Here is a 20245-nt window from a genome sequence, read left to right as displayed (position 1 = left end):
CGTCCCCCTATGAAATTTCATTTCAATTCCGGTTGTACCAATAGTTGAAGTCCTCTCACATAATTGGCAATAAGACGCTTCACACGGCTCTGTTTTAATTTACGTCCATTAAAACGACAATTGCACTGCAGAATATCACCTTCGTCAGACACCAGGATAATCAGATCGTAATAGTTCAGTACATCATCCGATGCCTTGAACAGATGCTGTTCACCATATAAAGGAATAATTGCCCACTCCGTGCTGCTTGTTCTGATCTGGCTCATCTGCTCGACGGAAAACGCTTGATCCGAAGACCTGGTTATGATCTGTTGATGAACATTTTGAAAGAGCTCTTTCATTGTTTTGTATTGATCGAAATTCAATCGTACAGGTGTGATCATTCTCGCCGTACCATAGGATACGTGCATATCAATAGAGGGTTGTTCTGACAAAGTGTGTAGTAAGTAAGCATACATAGCTGATGCCAACACATGAATACTGATCGCTTCAGATTGTGCAATCAGTCGCATATCCTGTACCAATGAAGCTGGGAGAGTGAATTGATACGACAAAGCTTCGTAACCTCGATCCGTATGGAAAAAGCTCCGATCCATCCGTACAGGCTCCAGTTCCACGCTGTCTTGTCTGATCAGATTTGCCCATGAGACAATAGAGGTATGTGAATACAAGCTGGAAATTGCCATTTTGTCTGGAAATGCTTCATCGATTGCCTGATGAATCTGCGTTACTTTGAGTGAATCGAATCCAGCTTCAGCCAGGTTGTCCGTTACTCCGACATTCCTGAGTCCCGCTACGGACTCAACAATCTCAATCAGCTTTTGTTCGATATGATCACGAGCTGGTTGTACTTCTTTGATCTCCTGCATATGGCTTAACATGCTCTGAATGGATTGTTCCATTTCACTAAATTCTCCTGTTTCGTAACGTTCCCGAAGCCTGTAACGTTGAAATTTTCCACTCGTCGTTTTAGGAATTTGCTTAATGGGTAGCACGGACTTGAGTTCAATCCCCATCCGCTGCTGAATATGTGCTTTGGCTTCTCCAACTCTTGGAATAAAAGATGGCAAGTCCTTTTTATACAGTACAAACATTACAACGCTTTCCGATCCTGTAAGTGGATTGGAGACCCCGCATACAGCGACTTTCCCCAGATCAAACTGCTCCAGTTCCTCCGTTACACGTTCAATATCATGCGGATATACGTTTTGACCATTGATGAAGATAATGTCCTTGGTTCTGCCGGTAATAACTAGTGCCCCATCATTCATAAATCCAATATCTCCAGTACGAATCCATCCATCAGCTGTACTTGCTTTTTCCGTAGCTGCCGCATTGTTGTAATAACCGCTCGTAACACTCAATCCTTTAATTTGAATACTGCCCAGCACCAATTCCTCGACCGGCTTATCATAATCATCACATATTCGTACATCACAGTATTGAACCGGCTTGCCTACTTCTACAAAAGAAACAGCATGTTCTGAGCCCGCTACAACTTCTATGAAAGGTTTTCCGGTCTCCAAATATCTTCTGTCCAGTACATAACAAGTCAAATCACCTACGTTACCAAAGGAAACACCAACGGTTGCTTCGGCCAAGCCGTACGCCGTCAGCATTGTATTGGAAGCCAGTCCATAAGGACTCATCGCCTCCAAAAAATTCAAACAAAGTGCCGGAGATATCGGCTCAGCACCGTTCATAATAAAACGTACCGTAGACAAATCTGTTGATGAAAAGGTTAGTGGATTATATGAATCCAGAAAATATTTATAAGCAAAATTAGGGGCATATAGTTGGGTGACACGGTGTTCAGAAGTTTTGGTTAACCATAATGTAGGGTGACGGATAAATAAGGAAGTTGGCATAATAAACTGTTGCAGACCTTGGAAGGTACTTGTAAGATGAAATGCAATCAGACCCATATCATGGGTCAGGGGTAACCAACTCAAAGAACGGTCTTTAGAGGAGATTTGGGTTGCTATATTCATAGCTTGTATATTTATCATGACATTGCGGTGTGTAATTACTACACCTTTGGTTTGTCCTGTAGAACCTGAAGAAAATTGGATAAAGGCTATGTCATCCGGCTGGATGCTAGCTTCAATTCCCTCAACAATAGGTTCTTCTCGCAAGTTCGAGAAGTCCTGTACTATAAAGATTCGGGCATGCATTTCACGGACAACCTCTTCCAGTCCATTCTTCCGGGCAAACTTGTCCAAGCTTTCCGTGAGATCCTGATCAGCAACAATAAACGGATGGTTCAACGTTTTCCACACATTGTAAAGCTTCATTCTTTGCTCCTGATTTCCGCCTACGGTTATCGGAACCGGTATGATTTTTCCAAGCGTGCACGCCCAAAAGGTGACAATAAACTCTTCTTCCGAGTTCAGTTGGAAGATCAATTCATTACCCGGCTGCATCCCGAATGCTTGAAGTTCTCCTAATCGGATTTTGGCTGATTGCAGAAGGGATTTGTACGATACAACCTTTTCTTCTTTGCTGCCATTCAGAAAAGTAATACCTCTGTCTGTGACTGAACCAAGGGAGTTAAATAATTGAGCCAAGTTATACATGCTCATAACTGGAACACACTCCTTGTCAACTAGATTACATAAGGTTGCAGTTTTTCATTTATAATTCTCGTTGTTTCCTGAATATTTTCCTGGATATAGAAGTGTCCTCCATCCAATTTGACAATATCACATTGTGAACCAGCGTACTTCTTCCATCCGATCAGATCGCTAGATTTCACTCGGGTATCGCTTCTGCCAGTTAACACGGTAATATCACTCTGAACCTTGAAAGGCTTAGGCTGAAAACGATAGAGTTCGACAATCCTGAAATCGGCTCTAAGTACAGGTGCAAATAACGAAAAGAGTTCTTTATTGGTAAAGATCTCATCCGACGTTCCACCCATGTTCTGAATCGTCTCTCTGAACTCTTCGTCTGGCAATGCGTGAATATTCTCATCCTTGAAAATATGTGGTGCACGATTGCCTGAAAGCATCATATGTTGAGGTAATTGTTTCGTTGACTGTGCAAGTCGGTAATATAGTTCAAGCGCCATCCAGCTTCCCATGCTATGTCCGAAAATAGCATAAGGCCCATGAATTAGCGAGGAAACCGCAGGGTAGATATCTTCAATCGCTTCTTCAAAGCTTTCATAGAATGGTTCCCCCACTCGAGCGCCTCTTCCTTTTAATTCGATCGGTATTACGTCAATAAAAGGGCTTAAAGATGATTTCCAGCGGTGAAAAATCATGGCTGATCCACCTGCATGAGGCAAACAAAAAAGTTGAATTTTCTTCATTAGCCCTATCATTCCTCGTATTCTTATTTTTATCGTAATTTATCATTTTACGTAAAAAAATACAATATTTTCTGTGTTATTGAATACATTATGTAGATTGAATAGATAGGGGCAAATCTCCCTTAGTGCTTTTGAATTGATTGCGATGTTCGGTCGGACTTTGCCCCACCTTTTTCTTGTACATTGCACTAAATTGTGTACTGGAACTGTACCCTAGCTTCGTCGTAATTTCAGAGATTGGAAGATCCGTCTTGGTTACGTACTCCTGTGCCTTATCCACCCGAATCTGCTGCAGGTACTTCAGTGGCGAAACATTGAAAACCTTAGAAAACAGATTACACAGATACACTGGATTATATCCAACCATATCAGCCAGAAATTGCAGAGTAATTGGCTGCTCATAATTGTTTTGGATATACTTGCATATCATGACCAAGTTCCGTTTGACCGAGTCCTCCCGATCCGTTTCCGGTCGCATCAAATTAGCCAGATTCGTTTGATAATAACTGGAGTATACTTCAAGAAAATCTCTTTCAGCTATTTCGATGTCCTCTCTACTCTCTACCGTTCGGTTCAACAGACTTACAGCAAGATCATAGTGTTTACTACCATTCTCACTTAATATGTGACAGCTTGGCAGTCGCTCAAGCAGATCCGATCCAAAAATAATACCTCTCATTTTCAGAACAGGTTTATCGTAGTTTTGCAGTCTTATTTTATTTGCCAGCAGCACAGCCCCTGCTTTAACCTGCACCGTTTTGCTAAATACACTGATTTCCAATGCATCCATAACCTCGAATATGGCAATCTGTCTTCTGAGAGACAAGTCAAATAGATGTTTTTTTTCACGGACGACCATATCATAAGAAACAACAGAACGTAGTTGGAAATCCATTATCGTTAACCTCCTGATTGTTTTTCGGACGGTTTTGACAAGTACGGTGCTATCATTCATTCCCAATCTTGATCTAAGTTGTATTGAATTTTTTAAGCTGATTACGAATGTAATCCAATAAATCGTTTTTTTCCTCAGGTGGTATCCACTCCGTTAGTCTGGCTGCAGCAATGGGAAGAACCCATCGATGTATCTCGCGAATGTCCATGCCCGAGAGAGACAAGTAATACTCGATATACGCCTTACTCATCCTGCTTTTGATTATCTTCAACAGAACTTTCATCATCAATGGAGTGCCTTTTGGTAAATTTCCGTATTTCAATAACACCAGCGTCCTTGCCACATCTGCTGCTGGACAGCCCGATGCACCTGTCATCCAGTCTATGATCCAGGATTCTTTGCCTGTAATCACATTATTGGGATGGAAATCCCCATGACATAGAGAGCTGCCTTCCGGCAAACTATGTACATAGTCCATAATCTGTTGCTTCTCAATGTCCGATAGATCACTTGCGTTTGATATATTCTTTTCTAATACAGTCTTATGCTTTTGTTGAATCTGTTCACCCGATTGCTGGTGTATTTGATGATGAAGTGCTGCCATCTGCCTTGATCTGCGCTCAATGGACCATGGTTTGATAATCATCTCTTCCAATAGCGTCCTTCCACTTGCCAACTCAAATATGATACCTTTACGATTATTGATCGTCACCATATCGATTGTTTGTGGGCATTTAACTCCAAGTTCCAAAACGATTCGAGTATTATCAAACTCATGCTGAATCGCTTCCGTAGAGAAATCTTCTCTGAAAAGTTTCAGAATTGAAGTTTCACCATGTCTGAATATTTCCGCTGTCTGTCCCTGCCCAATCCGTTTCAATCCTAATCAACTCCGTATCTTTCCTAAATCAATTATGGTACAACATCAAAGAACCTAATGATCAAGCCCTTTTTCCATAGCATAATAAATGAACCTGCCTAATGCAAAAAAAGGGCTCTTCCTTAGGTCCTGAAATGCAAAATCTAAACGTTTCGATTTGCGCTATCCTTAACTTTTTCTGCTTTATTTGAACGTCTCATTTCACGACGGTGTGTTACAACCTCCTGTGTTGCAATTAAAATCTCATGCATTTGAGTCGTGCCTTCGATAATTTCATTGATTCGGGCATCCCGATAATATCTCTCTACAGGATAGTCTCGATGGCAACCATTGGCACCATGAATCTGCACCGCATCACTGGCAACTTTATTCACCATGGTTGAAGCAAAGTATTTGGCAGTCCAAGTTTCCATAATGCTCTCTGGATCACCCACATCTCTTAAATATCCTGCTCTGTAACAAAGCATCCGTGCCGCTTTCATATTTACTGACATTTCAGTGATCATTTTTTGTATCATTTGATTCTCGCGTATAGCTCTACCGAATTGGATTCTGGAATTGGCATAATGCACCGATGCATCCAGACATGCCTTGGCTAAACCGACACAGCCACAAGCGATCGTGTACCTTCCATAATCCAGACAAGGTAAAGCAACATGTGATAACCCTGTACCGACTTGACCCAGGAGATTTTCCTTCGGAATACGACAAGAATCCATTTTCAGTTCAGCAATCATCGATGCTCTCGCTCCGAGCAACCCGCTCATAGGTTCAACGCTGAACCCAATGGAATCTCTCTCCACGATAAACGCTGTCGGCTTGTTCTCACATTGGGCAAGAATCAAAAATACATCTGCAAGCTGCCCCATGGTGATCCATTTTTTATGACCGTTAAGTATGTATTCGTCTCCGTCTAATACGGCCGTTGTTTCAATGCTTTTGGCATCGCTTCCAACACTCGGTTCTGTCAATCCGAATGAACCCAAAGTTGTTCCCGTAGCTAGTGCAGGCAACCAGTACTGTCTTTGTTGCTCCGTTCCCCAACGCAAGATGGCTAAACCCACCATTCCCTGAACGGTTAACAAACTTCTTACAGAGGAGCACCCACGTCCAACCTCTTCGTTAAGAATCCCGATAGTGATATTGTCCAGTTCCATCCCGCCATATTCTTTTGGCAACATGGAGCCCAGATAACCAGCCTCAGTTATTTTCGCAAGGAGTTCCGGGTGAATTCGTTCTTCGCTGTCATTTAAACTAGCATATGGAATAATCTCGCTGTCTACAAAATCCTTGAATTGCTCCTGCCACATCAATTGCTCCGCATTCAGTTCAACTTTCATCACATATCACTCCTGATTTTAAGGTTATAAGTCCAATAAACGGAACTCGATGCTGTGATTGTCTGATATGAGCTTGTTTCATCATTTTCCCTTTATGACTCATTGGGAATCTCATAATTGATGCATTTACGCAAACTGTCTTTCAGATGTTGCAATGTTGTGAAGTTCTCCAATTCAAGATACTCATCGTCCATCTCAATATTGAACTCGTTCTCCAAGGCAATGATCAGTTTGATAAATGAAATGGAGTTTAATCCAAGAACTCTTAAATCCTCCTCTAACGCACTTACATCCAGCTTGTGTTCAGAAAACATTTCCACTACCTGATAGAAGTGTATATCAAACTGATCATAAGCCACAGGATATTCTTGCAAAAAAGATTCCTCCTCCATGTGAGACATGTAATCTTAGAAAATCCATTTTTGTAGCACCATTTCTGTGATCATAATCTGTTTGAACGTTTGCTTAAGAGTATAGGAATCGGAACAAAAAAGTCCTGCATTTTGTAAATATTCCATATATTCTCTGACTTCGATACTATCATAATCTTCCTGAGTCAAGCAATCACTATTGCCATGTATTCACAAATATTTAATGGGTTTCCCCCTTCAAGATGATATCCCTATCTTGCGACAAGGATTCATTCTCTCAAAGGTGCTTTGATGCGCCCTCAATTGATGAAGCATTCAACCCCGTTTGGATTATGTATATGATCAAAGTGGCAATTGGACCGACATAAACACATCGACCTCATCTTCACAGTCCAATATAAATCCAAATCGTTCATACAATCGCCGAGCAGGGCTTCCCTGCAAAACATTTAAAATAACCCTTTTCCCCTGAACTTCATCCTGTTCCAGCAGCATGTTCAGTACCTGAGTTCCTATTCTCTGGCCTTGATAATCGGGATAGATGTAGAAATGTTCCAATAGATATGCCTCAGACTTGGGCTTCAATGCTACACAACCCACCATTGATCCTTCAAGTTCAATAATCTGTGTCTGGGCAGGGTCGAATGTATTCCGGAAACGTTCACGTACCTTCACATCATCGTACCTTCCCAGCCTGGTTAGATCATCGTACAGTACCAAGGCTCGCAAATCAGCGAGTTGCTCTTGGTCTGCCTGTACAGCTTGACGCATTGTTATTGGGTTCATTTGTTGAATTCCTTTCCAGTGGAGACACGTTAATTTTTGAATGTCATATCGCACGATAGAACACTAAAAATCATACCTTTGGCAGCTCACTTGAGCAACATCGGATTTTAGAACGTACTATATTTTTCAAACCTATTGAACTCCTCAAAAAATAAAAAAGCCCAAAAAGGACGGTGCAGTCTTGCTTATACAAATAAGCGAACCCGCAGCCATCCCTTCTGGGATGTAGATTGTAGATTATTTTAGAAAACTATGAAACATGTGAAGCTTGTGCTGCATGTTGCAATGCTTCCAGACCCAATGCTAGCGCACCACACAAGCCTGCATGCTGGCCCAATCCGGGCTGGACAATATATTGGTCGATTTGATGTGTAATTGGGGTTGCATTCACATAACCATTGAGATTCCGTACAACCTGCTCCCGGATCATAGGAAACAGATGATCTTGCTGCATCACACCACCACCCAAGATGATTTTCTGCGGCGAATGAAGCAAGATGGCCGTTGTAATCGACTCCGCAATGTAAAAGGATTCGATCTCCCACGCCGGATGATCTGCCGGCAGTTCACTGCCAGGAATCTGCCAGCGAGCTTCAATGGCTGGACCTGCTGCCATTCCCTCCAGGCAATCGCCATGATACGGGCATAATCCGGCAAAGTGATCGTCTGGATGGCGTCTTGTGCGAATATGTCCACCCTCGGGATGTAACAATCCGTGTACTCGTTGGCCCCCTGCCACAAGTCCGACACCAACGCCTGTGCCAATCGTGTAATATACACAGTTATCCAGTCCTTGCGCCGATCCCCACGTCACTTCACCGAGCGCGGCAGCATTCACATCCGTATCCCATCCAAAAGGAACCGGAAATTCATGCTTCAAGGTTCCAACCACATTACAGTTTCCCCACCCAGGCTTAGGTGTGGTCGTTATATAACCATAGGTGGGACTATCCGGTTGCAGATCAATCGGACCAAAGGAGCCGATCCCCATGGCTTCCACATTTTTATCCCTGAAATAGTCGATCACCTTGGCAAGAGTTGTCTCCGGCTGTTCTGTTGGAAAGCTGATCCGATCTTCAATCTGTCCATGCTCATTACCTACACCACATACAAACTTCGTTCCGCCCGCTTCTATGGCTCCAATACGCATCGTTCTGGGCTCCTTTCCTTCATTACAATTAACCTTTAGCCTTGGTTGGTGATATCTCATAGATATGAAGTGAAGAGAAGACCAGATCCGTATTGTCGGCATGAACAGAGATGCCCTGGCAATCCACATCCGGATAGATCAGATCCGTAATAACCGCCTGACCATCATTTGCAAATACCTCCACAGATGAATGATCTACAAAGATACGCAAACTTTGATTCGCATTTACATCTTTTAACTCAGCTACTTGGCGGCTCAGGAAATGTTCATGAAAATCGCCGATACCCGATCCACTACGATCGATATACACTTCCCCTCGGTTGGCGTCTACGCCAACGAGCGTTTCGTTATCTGCTCCACTTCTTAAGGCAAAATGAAACGACTGATCCGAAGCCCACTCTGCATGGATCTCATAATTCACAAGTTGCAAAGCGTTCAACTGCTCACTCACTTGCTGAATCGAAGCATCCTGTAGGGACAATACTGGCGTACGGGCTTGCTCAAGTTCACGCGCAGGACGTTGAATCAGTATTACTTCTCCGGCTCTTGTCTCCAGTGACAGCTCACGCGCAATGGTCATTGCTCCACGATAATCATTGGTTGGCGTCTGATTGGCATACATCCAGTTGCTCATCCACCCCATAAACAGGCGTCTGCCGTCTTCAGCCGGAATGTCAGACCAACTAACTCCCGCGTAGTTATCCCGGCCATGATCAATCCAGCGAATCGTATAGGATGCCTCATCTGGGACAAATGTACTTCCATCAAAATCCCCGGTAAAATATTGCGTTCTGGACCCTTCTATGAATGCAGGATCTGCACCGATGCTAACAAGCATCACCCATTTCACCTGCCCTGAATCTCCATCCACTGCAAGAGGGAAAAGGTCCGGGCATTCCCACACGCCATCGTGTGAACCGATCCCTTCGCCAAATTCACTTCCTAGCGTCCAATCCTTCAGATTGGGAGATCGGTACAGACATACCGTTTGACCACAAGCGATAATCATAATCCATTCCTTGGTCTGCTCATGCCAGAACACTTTTGGATCACGGAAATCGACAAAGGACTCATGCGTTAATACCGGATTACCCTCGTATTTAGTCCAGGTTCTGCCGTTGTCTTTGCTATACGCCAGACTCTGACGCTGTACAGGATGCTCATTTGGTACTTCCAGATGATGTGTAAAAATGGCTACCAACCCCGGCTCATCTTCGAAAAATCCGGAAGTATTGTTCCAGTCCACTACCGCACTGCCGGAGAAGATCATGCCATGTTCATCCGGTGCCAGAGCTACAGGAAGTTCCTCCCAAGTGACGAGATCTCGGGTTACCGCGTGACCCCAATGCATAGGCCCCCATGTAGTACCAAACGGATGATACTGATAGAACAAGTGATACTCCCCATTGAAAAACACCATGCCGTTTGGGTCGTTCATCCACTTCTCTTTCGGTGAAAAATGGTATTCATTTCTGTAATCTTGTTTAAGAATAGTCGACATTATGGTTTCTCCTCCGTACTTTTCTTTATTTGTTGTTACGGTCATATCCTGCTTGTTTGATCTGTAGCCATTCTTGCAATCCAAGGCGATCCAGCTCTTTCAAATAAGCATCCCATTCCTGATCTACTTTCCCGTTCTGATACCATTCTGTACGCAGACGTAACACGTAGGCGAAGAGATCGGTCTCAATCGTGGACAATCGATCCAGTTCATCAATGGAGAAGAACACACTTGGATATACGTTCTCCGCTTTCATATGCGGAACCATAACCTTGTCGAGAAGCTCCATCCGCCAAGCTGCATCTTCCGGTTTGGTTGTGTATTTGTCATAATAACTGTCGAGAATGGCCAATGGTCCTGCGATACTGGTTTTTTGTCTGAGTTCCACAGGTGCAGATCCTTCCAGTGGAAGATGCTTCAGCATCCCTTTGGCTTCATCGAATTCAAAAATATTTTGCTGACTCTCGTCTCCATAGGTACCCCAGTTGTTCTGCACAGATTGGAGCGGATCGTACAGTTGGTCTACCCACTTCGCTGTGGATTCCAGGTTTTTATTGCTGCTGGTAATGACCATGCGACCACGATCAAGCCCAATCCCGTTTGTTCTTGTGACATTGACCTCTCCGTTAGGCCCGGCAACCGGAGGCAGAACATCATACGTATCATTCATGCCTGTAATGTTAGCCTTATCCCATGTGAAGTACATCCCGTACTTGTTATCCTTGCCTTTCGCTAGGTACGTGTTCCAATCCTGTTGGTACGATTCGACATCCACGAGGCCTTCCTTAACCAGCTCATGAATGTATTTAACCGCTTCCTTGTAGCCTTCATCAGCTGCCGTGAAGACCACTTTCCCATCATTGGTTACCACGGTATGATCCCAGTTCTCTCCGAGTCCAAATGCCGCAAAGAGAAATGTCAGATCTTCTCCGCCCGGTTTGTTAATGAAAGATAACGGAATTTCGTCAGCCTTGCCGTTGCCGTTTGGATCTTGGGTTTTAAACGCGATCAGCACTTCTTTCAATTCTTCGGTTGTCGTCGGCATCTTCAGTCCAAGCTTGTTCAGCCATTCCACATTAATCCAGGGCAAGTTATCTACTGCCTGAATGCGTTGTTTGCCACTTCCGAGTTCTTCAATCCATGGGAATGAATAGATATGTCCATCTGGAGCCGTGATCATGCTCTTGTATTCGGGAGCTTCCTCCAGCACCTTTTGCAGATTGGGCATGTATTGTTCAATCATGTCCTCAAGTGGAATGATCGCCCCATCCTTCGCCAGTTTCAGGAGATCATAATCCCCGTAACCTGCATCAAATATGGCATCCGGCAAATCACCGCTGGCGACCGCCAGATTTCTTTTCTCCGCAAACACATCACTCGTATAGTTCTTCCAGTTGATATGCACATTGGTTTTCTCTTCGAGTCGCTTGTTAATCAGCTTGTCGTTCGGATCAGCGGGAGCCAGCGGAGAGCTCTGTGTTATAAAATTCAATGTCACCTTGCCATCAGGTGATTGCGCCTCACTTGCCGCGCCGCCTCCACCCCCGCCACAGGCGGTTAGAAAGAGCATTGCAGATAACATGGAAATGGACGCCGTTGTAACGGCTTTTCTGGACTTGTTCACTTTTTTCATCATAATGACCTCCATGAGTTGGATTGGATCAACTTACTGTATCGCAGGCTGTTCACTATTTGAGGGAACCGACCATGACACCTTTTTCAAAATACTTCTGGAAGAACGGGTACATGATGATGAGTGGCAGACTCGAAATGACAATTGCTGAGTATTTAATCATCTCGGAGAGCCGTTTCAGTTCTGCCATTGCTAGCTGATCACTGATCATGCCCGGTGCAGCCTGGTTCTGAATCAGAATAGAACGCAGAACGAGCTGTAACGGATGCAGGTTCGGATTATCGAGATAGATCATTGCATCAAAATAGGAATTCCATTGCCCAACGAACGCATAGAGTGCAAGTACAAAAATGATCGGTTTCGACAACGGTATGACGATCTGGAAGAATATCTTCATCTCAGAGGCGCCATCCACGTTTGCAGCTTCTTTCAGTTCTCGAGGGACTCCTTTGAAAAAGGTTCTGGAGAGAATGATGTTCCAGACGTTAACGGCTCCAGGGATGATGATCGCCCACACCGTATCGAGCATGCCGAGATTACGTATGAGTAGATAAGTAGGGATTAATCCCCCGCCGAAGAACATTGTAATGATAAAGATAATCATGAAAAATCCACGTCCCGCGAGCCTTTCATCCGACAATGCATAACCTGCAAATATGGATACGGTCACGGTGATCAGTGCAAAGGAAACCGAGTACAATACCGCATTTGCAAACCCCCGGATCATGGCTGGATTGGACAAAATCATCTGATATCCGTCCAGACTCCAGTCCGATACATTAAAGGACAGTCCACGATTCAGTAGCACAGTGGGGTCCATGAATGAGGCGATAACAATATAAATCAGGGGAACAACCACAACCAGTACAGCACAGGTGAGAAAGATGGCATTGAGTGTGAGGATCAATCGATCCATTCCCGTGTGTTTAACAACCATGGATAATACTCCTTTCCTAATAGAGGCCTTCGCCTTCATTCAATTTCTTCACAATCAGATTCACCGTCACCAGCAAAATCACATTGATAACCGAGTTGAACAATCCCACTGCCGCAGAATAAGCGTAATCTCCAGACTGTAACCCCACCTTGTAGACATACGTGGCAATAATCTCGGAGGATGGCAGGTTCATGGACGTCTGCATCAGATAGGCCTTCTCAAATCCAATGGACATAATCCCGCCAGCTGCAAGGATAAAGACGATGGCCATAATTGGACGAATCGTTGGAAGGTCAATGTGGCGAATACGCTGAAGGAGATTGGCTCCATCCAGATTAGCCGCATTGTGAAGCTCCGGATCAACATTGGCCAGAGCCGCGACGTATATGATGGAAGCCCAACCGGCTCCGGTCCAGATATCGGACAAAATGTAGATCCAGCGGAAATATTCCGGTTCAGACATAAACATGATTGGCTGACCTGTAATCCATGTGGCTAATTGATTAATCGGCCCTGTCGGTGAGAGGAAGATGAACAGCATACCCACAACGACGACAACCGAGATAAAATTGGGTGCGTACAGAAACAATTGAATATTTTTCTTGATGCCAGCTTTGCGTACCTGATTAAGCATGAGTGCCAGTAAAATGGGCACCGGGAAACTGAATATCAATCCCAAAAAGCTGAGTTTAAGCGTATTCATTAAAATGATATCGAAATTGGGTGAAGCTATAAATTTCTCGAAATGCTTCAGTCCTACCCAATCACTGCCCATGATGCCTTTGATCGGACTGAAATCCTTAAACGCAATGATGGCTCCGTACATCGGAATGTACTTGAAGATAAGAGTCAAAATTAAGGCTGGTGCAAGCAACATATATAAAAAGTAATTTTTTTTGAGCTGCTGCAACCTATGACCACTTGTCGCCCTCACCTTCAGTACCCTTCCTTCGCCCTTTTTGCTGTCGGCTATGTTATCCAACACGATACCCCCGTTCATTCTAGAAGTTGACAATTGTTTTCAGTAAGGGCTTTCAATATTTACAATTGCCTATTTAATAATTTACAATTTATCAGGTTTCAACGGATTAAGTCAATACGTTTTGTAAAAAAACATTTGTGCATTTGATCATTTTTCCTTTGCATTAATGTAACTAAAGAGGATTAAATTTGCATATATACAGCACTGAATCGTTAATACCAGCATAGATATTTCTATATCATTACTGTAATAGATCATCATTGTTACACTAGTCAACGAAACTTCTGGAACAATTATGAAAATAGAATTCGCTTATCTAAATGTAAATACAATTGTGCATTTGTAAAACAGAGATTGCTATTTGTCCCGTTCTATTATACATTTGACTTAGAGAAGAATATGGATGACTATTGATGATTAGAGGTGAAGCATTAGATGGCAAAGGAAAAAGTCACGATACAAGACATCGCTGATGCTTTGGGGATCTCCAGGAATACAGCTTCCAAAGCATTAAACGATAGCGGAAACATCCCGGATGAGACCCGAAATCGTGTAATTAAAAAAGCAATTGAACTTAAATATAAACAGTTTGCCTATATGGACAATGAGCATGTTCTAACCAAGGCTCCGGGCAATATTGCCCTGTTAACTGAAAACCTGCCGAATACATCTCACTTTGGTTCGTTGTTAATCAGTGGTTTGGAGAAAAGAATCAGTGCGGAGGGATACAATCTCTCGATTCATATCGTGCGTGAAGACGATCAAGATACACTTACACTTCCCAACAATTTTGATATAGCCAAAGTAGACGGCATTATTTGCATAGAATTATTTGATCTGGAATATACACAGCTGATTACCGATCTGGGCATTCCCACCATCTTTATCGATTGCGCTTCCAACATATGTTATCCCGAATTCCAAGCAGATCTGCTACTCATGGAGAATGAACACAGCATCTATCAGTTAACCACAAAATTAATTGAGAGCGGCTACACAAGTATTGGATTCGTCGGAGATTACAATCACTGCAAGAGCTTTAATGAACGATGGGTTGGATATCAGCGTGCTATGTTGGAGGCGGGGTTGCAGGTCGACCTGTCCCATTGCATCGTAGATAATGATCGCCTGTGTTTCTCCAAGCCAGGATGGTTGAACCAGCGAGTGGCAGAGCTGGCCTCCGTACCTTCCGCTTACGTATGCGCTAATGACTTTATAGCAGTTGATCTGATCAGGGCGTTAAAAGACAGAAATGTCGCTGTGCCACAGGATATTGCGATATGTGGATTCGATAATGCACCCCAATCTCGAATTATTGAGCCAGCATTAACGACGGTTCATATTTATAGCAATGAGATGGGCATCAAGGCTGCGGAGATGCTGTTATCCCGGATTAATAGCCCGACACAACCGTATCAGGTCTCACATATTGTGACCAAACCCATCATCAGGGAGTCTACACCAGCAATCATGCCGGCTAATTCTCAGATGGTTCATAGTTCTGCAAAATAAAAAAACGTATGTCTCACGAGTAACAACTCGTGAAGCATACGTTTTTTTGTGGTTTCGATTTGGCTGTATGAAAACTCTATCCTATCCATCGCGGCCTAGAATAGAAATCATCTCGCGATTAGATCTCTTTCAAGATGCCTTTTACAAGTCCGATAAAGGTTGTTTTCACTTGCGCAGCCACTTCAATGACTTCATCATGACTTAACGGCTGATCCAGAATACCACAGGCCATGTTGGTCAGACAGGAAATACCTAGTACCTTCATGCCACCATGAATGGCAACAATGGCTTCAGGTACCGTGGACATACCCACTGCATCCGCACCCATCGTACGAATCATGCGAATCTCCGCTGGTGTCTCATATGCCGGGCCACTCCACCATGCATAGACACCTTGCTGCAGGCCAACATTTTGCTCTTCTGCAACCTTAAGGGCAATGCTGCGCAGTTCGCGATTGTATACCTGTGATACGTCTGGGAAGCGCACACCCAGTTCAGCATTATTCGGTCCCATCAACGGGTTATTGCCTACCAGGTTAATATGATCTGTAATGAGCATCAGTTGACCCGGCTCAAAGCTTGTGTTGATGGCTCCGCAGGCATTGGTGATAAGCAATTGCTCGACACCCAGCGCCTTCATGATCCGAACGGGGAAAGTCACTTCGTCCAATGTGAAACCTTCATAATAATGAAGACGGCCTTTCATCGCTACAACCGTTTTGCCCATCAGTTCACCAATAACCAATTCATTGGCATGACCGATAGCCTCCGATTGGGCGAAATACGGAATATCTGTATACGGAATAACGGTCGCATTTTCAATCTCGTCCGCGAGCGCTCCCAGTCCCGAACCCAGAATCATGCCTACGGCAGGTTTGGTATGGATTCGGTTTAATATGTAATCTCTTGCTTTCTGAATATGTGCGGATTGATGCATAATGATATCCTCCTGATGATCTGAATTGAGTTAACGAAAACCGAGTTAATGATGTGCTACTCATCAAGTGTAATGAACAATGGTCTTGATGTAAATGGAAGCGTTTCTATATACAATAAACAAACGACCCTATGCTCCAGAATCGTTTAAAAACATGGACATGTCCTAATCCAATGTATATTTGTTTCTACTTTTCATGTAATCGATTGTCATGATCAGCAACAGCATCAATGTTGCAAACATCAGCGGTTTGGCAAAAGTACCCTCTTCAAAAATATAATAACTAAATGCAAAATTTCCGGCAAAAGTAATTAAATAGTTTCGGATGCAATCCATCTTCTCATCTCATTTCAGGAAAGAGATTGCCGTACTGTATAATCTATATTGAGTACAGCAAAAAATCGGCCACATTGTGACCGATTCTCTCCACTTCCCTGATGTTCAGGACATAGGGTTAATGATGCGCCAAAATGATTCCTTAGGCTGCAACTGTTGATCAAATACAAAAGGCCAATTTTTGCGCCCACGAACCGGGAAATGGTCCAGCCATGTATAATTGTCCGCTACTCCCCAGAACGTCACAGAGGTAATGGATGATTTATACTCACGGAACAAATTAAAGATTTCCTCATATCGACGCTCCTGTAGCTCAGCCATCTCCGAAGTTGGCGCGGTGAGGTCCGTTCGACGATCCTCATAACGAAACACGGACATATCCAGCTCCGTAACATGCAACTGTACATCCAGTGAAGCATAACGCTCAATAGCCATTCGGATCTCCTCAATCGAAGGACCATGAATATTCCAATGCCCCTGCAACCCAATCCCATGTACAGGCGCTCCCTTGTCCAGCAAAGACCGAACCAGATTGTAGATCTTCTCCCGTTTGACCGGATCCGTCTCATTGTAGTCATTATAGAAAAGAAGGGCATTTGGATCAGCTTCATGAGCCATACTGAACGCTTGCAGCAAATAATCTTCCCCCACCAGCTCTAACCACTTCGTGTCCCGCATGAACAGGTCGGTCTTATCTTCAACAGCTTCATTGACGACATCCCACGCATATATTTGCCCCTTATACCGACCTACTACCGTATCAATATGTTGCTTCAATCGAGATAATAACAGCTCTCTGGAAGCGGGAGCACCTGAGGAATCCTCAAAGACCCATTTGGATGTTTGATTATGCCAGACCAAAGTATGTCCGCGAACCCCAATCCCTTGGGCAACGGCAAAATCAACAATTTTATCCGCCGCCTCAAAAGTATAACGATCCTCTTCCGGGTGAATTTCTTCGAATTTCATCTGATTTTCAGCCGTGATACTATTGAAGTGTTTGGCGATGAAATCCCCTTCGGACTGCAACATTCTGGTATGTACAGCAGCACCTATTTTGAACGTATTAGCGTACGCAGCATGTAGTGATGGAATTTCGGTTGGCATTTACAATTCCTCCCTGCCCATTTTTATCCATCATATCGTTTGTTGAATACGCTTACAATGAACAAATTATACTTCTTCCCCCTCATATTTAACTATTTATGATCCGGTTCCCCGTTCGCACAACAAAAACACCTCCACCTATGTCCCACTGCTCATCGCAACAGAACTATTCCTTGGAAGGTGCTATTTCATCGTGATGTTCCGTTTAATTCAACTCATATACGAAAAGGGTATGAAACGTTACAGCTTGTCCACCTGTAACAAGGTCACCTGTTTCACGGTGCATGCCGGGTTAATTTGCTCCTCGGACAGAATGTTCAGCTTGATCAAGCTTTTCAGCTTATGGCTGTCTACCTTGGATAACAATCGCCAGATGTCCGGGTCTGGAAGAGAAGCATACAGCTTCTGATCATCGTATTCCTTCCGGTTCTGAAGCACTGTTTTCACGGTGTAACCACCAACCTGTGTCTCATAGACCCCTTGTTCTGCACAATACGCGACAATCTCATCTCGTAGTACAGACAACTGCTGCTCAATATCTTTTTGCTGCTGTTTCAGTTCAAAGTAAGTTTGCACTTTCTGCTCCATATCGATCACGCTCCTCTACTATCATAGGTATGCGAGGATCGCTAGTTTAGGACTGGCTGTTTATTTTATTTGAAAAACGCTGCCTTACTATGAGTTAATCGTATACTGTCGTCATTGTATATCCTCGTATTACGATTACAGCAGATTCTCATGCAAATATGGATTATGGACAGTCATGCTGTGAACCCTTTCCATTAGACCTGCTGGATCAAGTTTGCCAGAAGATCATTTATATCGTCATGTAATTCAATTTGAGGAAAAAGTATTGAACAAAATCATACCTGAATATGTATTCTTCATCTTCTCCAGTCCCCACTTCATTCACCGGATAACGATGGACCTCCACTAATCGCTCAGCCAAATATGTCAGTTTGGTTTGTGTTAATTGGTTAACCGGCTTTCCATCATAGCTCGTTAACAGCACTTGATTCTCTTGCTCGTCTAATCCCCAACCATAGGGTTTGGAAACACGAATTCCACTTTGATGAAGCTTGGACAATAATCGATATTGTTTGGCGATATCCGGTTTGGAATCCTTGTCCCAGACTTTCAATACGTACTGCTGATCACCCATTTCAATTCTCATTACACTAGCTTCCAGTCCAGGTGGCAAGGGAATGATCTGATACTCCTGTTCCATCACCTGCTGAATACGTTCATCCAGTTCTATCCAATTTATCTGGCTAAGTTGAATCGTCATCATTCCCCTCCTTCCATGTCATGCCGCTCTCTCCCTGTTAGTCAGGTATAATCAGGCCTTTGCCAATGACATTGGCGGATACTGGCTGTTTGCCCAATCCTCTGGCCCATACCGAGAGCTGTCCCATATGGTGAATCTCATGGGCGATCACATGTCGCATAACTTCTCCCCATGAATATGTACTAGCCTTGCCAGCTGAGCGATGATCGATATAAGCTCTTTTTTCCATACTCGAATCCCAGGCTGTAACAAATGCCTCCACATCAGGACGTAACTTGCGATCGAGTCTCCTTACCGCCTCAAGATTCTGGTAGTTTGCAAAATCTTCTGCATCATCCGGTCTGCCCTGAAGCAACTGCAGCCAGCTCCACTCTACATCAATGATATGAAATAATGTTTGTAATATGTTGCCTACTCCGCCCGTGCGAGGCCGAAGCAATTCTTCAAGCGGTACATCTTCACACCATACATACCATTGCTCACGTACCATCCAGTTATAACGAAAGAAGGTTTTCATCAGTCTATTCCCCATTATTGGCTATATTTTTCAGAGAGATTTGATCAATTCTATATTGGCAAAGGTATCCTCCGAATGTTGAAGATCACCATAAATTCCGCTAATCTGATTGAATCCGGATTTAATCCAGAAGCGTAATGCAGCCCAATTTTTGAGTGCCACGTTGATTCGAATTTCCTTGTAACCAAGTTCGGAAAAGTGACGAGTCAACGCCTGAATTAATTCTTGTCCATATCCCTGCTTCTGGATCTCGCTCTGGATATATAGAAATTCGAGATAGATCGAATCCTCCAAGGGGTACCCATGGTATACACTTAACAAACCAACATAGCGGTCATCTTCATTCGTGCGAATAGATTGAATTCGATAATTCTCCAGCCTGCCTCCCGGCGGAAGGTGGCCTTCTTTAAAACATTCTTTCACATAGTTCCGATCATGCTCTTGTCCATCCCACTGATGCAAGTACCGACTGGTCTCATATATGGACTCAAGTTCAGGAATATCGGATTCTTCCACATTTGAGATAATAAGTCGGTCTGACTTCCATTCTACTGGAAGTTGTTTCATCGTAATCACTCCATCTTTATATTCTATATAAGTTAAACTATTGAATATTTACACTTATCACTCCGATGACAGTTTTTTCTGTCCTCTCCGTTTCGTGTAATTATTCAGTTCAATTTATTTAGTTAATTGCTTTTTTATCACGCCTGTTGAATATCCTAATTATGTAAATTTGTGTTGGTGAAAAACCGAGCTC

At 43.5% G+C, this 20245-nt stretch carries 20 protein-coding genes; 1 reads left to right on the top strand and 19 read right to left on the bottom strand.

Annotation, left to right across the window (positions count from 1 at the left end):
* Positions 1–17: 17 nt before the first annotated feature.
* The 12 genes from J7E78_RS11100 to J7E78_RS11045 form a co-directional block, all read right to left on the bottom strand.
* Positions 18–2582, bottom strand: a complete 2565-nt coding sequence (locus tag J7E78_RS11100) for a non-ribosomal peptide synthetase (protein WP_215076244.1) — start codon at positions 2580–2582, stop codon at positions 18–20.
* Between the two features lie 23 nt (positions 2583–2605).
* Positions 2606–3313 carry a thioesterase II family protein gene (locus J7E78_RS11095; RefSeq protein ID WP_215076242.1) on the bottom strand — a complete coding sequence of 236 codons (708 nt, stop codon included), beginning with the start codon at positions 3311–3313 and terminating at the stop codon, positions 2606–2608.
* Between the two features lie 88 nt (positions 3314–3401).
* Positions 3402–4208: a helix-turn-helix domain-containing protein gene (locus J7E78_RS11090; protein ID WP_215076241.1), complete on the bottom strand. Its 807-nt coding sequence runs from the start codon at positions 4206–4208 to the stop codon at positions 3402–3404.
* 73 nt (positions 4209–4281) lie between these two features.
* Positions 4282–5088 carry a phosphotransferase family protein gene (locus J7E78_RS11085; protein ID WP_215076239.1) on the bottom strand — a complete coding sequence of 269 codons (807 nt, stop codon included), beginning with the start codon at positions 5086–5088 and terminating at the stop codon, positions 4282–4284.
* Positions 5089–5231: 143 nt separating this feature from the next.
* A complete protein-coding gene (locus tag J7E78_RS11080) occupies positions 5232–6428 on the bottom strand; it encodes an acyl-CoA dehydrogenase family protein (protein ID WP_047843977.1) in 1197 nt (398 codons plus the stop codon).
* Positions 6429–6520: 92 nt separating this feature from the next.
* Positions 6521–6802, bottom strand: a complete 282-nt coding sequence (locus J7E78_RS11075; protein WP_215076238.1) for an acyl carrier protein — start codon at positions 6800–6802, stop codon at positions 6521–6523.
* Positions 6803–7141: 339 nt separating this feature from the next.
* Positions 7142–7585 (bottom strand): GNAT family N-acetyltransferase, encoded by a 444-nt coding sequence (locus tag J7E78_RS11070; protein WP_215076237.1) that lies wholly within the window; start codon positions 7583–7585, stop codon positions 7142–7144.
* A 250-nt stretch (positions 7586–7835) separates the two neighbouring features.
* A complete protein-coding gene (locus tag J7E78_RS11065; protein WP_215076235.1) occupies positions 7836–8735 on the bottom strand; it encodes an ROK family protein in 900 nt (299 codons plus the stop codon).
* 28 nt (positions 8736–8763) lie between these two features.
* Positions 8764–10236, bottom strand: coding sequence for a glycoside hydrolase family 32 protein (locus J7E78_RS11060; protein WP_215076234.1), 1473 nt, complete (start codon positions 10234–10236; stop codon positions 8764–8766).
* Between the two features lie 25 nt (positions 10237–10261).
* On the bottom strand, positions 10262–11869 hold the full coding sequence (locus J7E78_RS11055; protein WP_215076501.1) for an ABC transporter substrate-binding protein: 1608 nt from the start codon (positions 11867–11869) through the stop codon (positions 10262–10264).
* Between the two features lie 55 nt (positions 11870–11924).
* Entirely contained in the window at positions 11925–12806 is an 882-nt protein-coding gene (locus J7E78_RS11050; protein ID WP_215076232.1) for a carbohydrate ABC transporter permease, read from the bottom strand.
* A gap of 16 nt (positions 12807–12822) precedes the next feature.
* A complete protein-coding gene (locus J7E78_RS11045; RefSeq protein ID WP_223200008.1) occupies positions 12823–13683 on the bottom strand; it encodes an ABC transporter permease in 861 nt (286 codons plus the stop codon).
* Between the two features lie 540 nt (positions 13684–14223).
* Between J7E78_RS11045 and J7E78_RS11040 the strand changes: the two genes are divergently transcribed.
* Positions 14224–15300, top strand: coding sequence for a LacI family DNA-binding transcriptional regulator (locus J7E78_RS11040; protein ID WP_215076229.1), 1077 nt, complete (start codon positions 14224–14226; stop codon positions 15298–15300).
* A 118-nt stretch (positions 15301–15418) separates the two neighbouring features.
* Here the strand turns inward: J7E78_RS11040 and J7E78_RS11035 are convergent, their stop codons facing one another.
* From J7E78_RS11035 to J7E78_RS11005, 7 genes are all read right to left on the bottom strand, one after another.
* The gene (locus J7E78_RS11035) at positions 15419–16237 is read right to left on the bottom strand and encodes a purine-nucleoside phosphorylase (RefSeq protein WP_215076227.1); all 819 of its coding nucleotides are present in this window, start codon (positions 16235–16237) and stop codon (positions 15419–15421) included.
* 165 nt (positions 16238–16402) lie between these two features.
* The gene (locus J7E78_RS11030) at positions 16403–16573 is read right to left on the bottom strand and encodes a hypothetical protein (RefSeq protein ID WP_215076226.1); all 171 of its coding nucleotides are present in this window, start codon (positions 16571–16573) and stop codon (positions 16403–16405) included.
* A 105-nt stretch (positions 16574–16678) separates the two neighbouring features.
* Positions 16679–17680, bottom strand: a complete 1002-nt coding sequence (locus J7E78_RS11025) for an endo-1,4-beta-xylanase (protein ID WP_215076224.1) — start codon at positions 17678–17680, stop codon at positions 16679–16681.
* A 240-nt stretch (positions 17681–17920) separates the two neighbouring features.
* The gene (locus tag J7E78_RS11020; RefSeq protein WP_081746078.1) at positions 17921–18268 is read right to left on the bottom strand and encodes a hypothetical protein; all 348 of its coding nucleotides are present in this window, start codon (positions 18266–18268) and stop codon (positions 17921–17923) included.
* 229 nt (positions 18269–18497) lie between these two features.
* Positions 18498–18971, bottom strand: coding sequence for a phosphotransferase (locus J7E78_RS11015; protein WP_215076222.1), 474 nt, complete (start codon positions 18969–18971; stop codon positions 18498–18500).
* Between the two features lie 34 nt (positions 18972–19005).
* A complete protein-coding gene (locus tag J7E78_RS11010; protein ID WP_215076221.1) occupies positions 19006–19485 on the bottom strand; it encodes a DinB family protein in 480 nt (159 codons plus the stop codon).
* Between the two features lie 30 nt (positions 19486–19515).
* Positions 19516–20052, bottom strand: coding sequence for a GNAT family N-acetyltransferase (locus J7E78_RS11005; protein WP_215076220.1), 537 nt, complete (start codon positions 20050–20052; stop codon positions 19516–19518).
* Between the last annotated feature and the right edge of the window lie 193 nt (positions 20053–20245).

It is taken from the genome of Paenibacillus polymyxa (assembly GCF_018614975.1).
Taxonomy (GTDB): Bacteria; Bacillota; Bacilli; order Paenibacillales; family Paenibacillaceae; genus Paenibacillus; species Paenibacillus polymyxa_E.
This window is presented reverse-complemented; position numbering and strand designations above follow the sequence as displayed.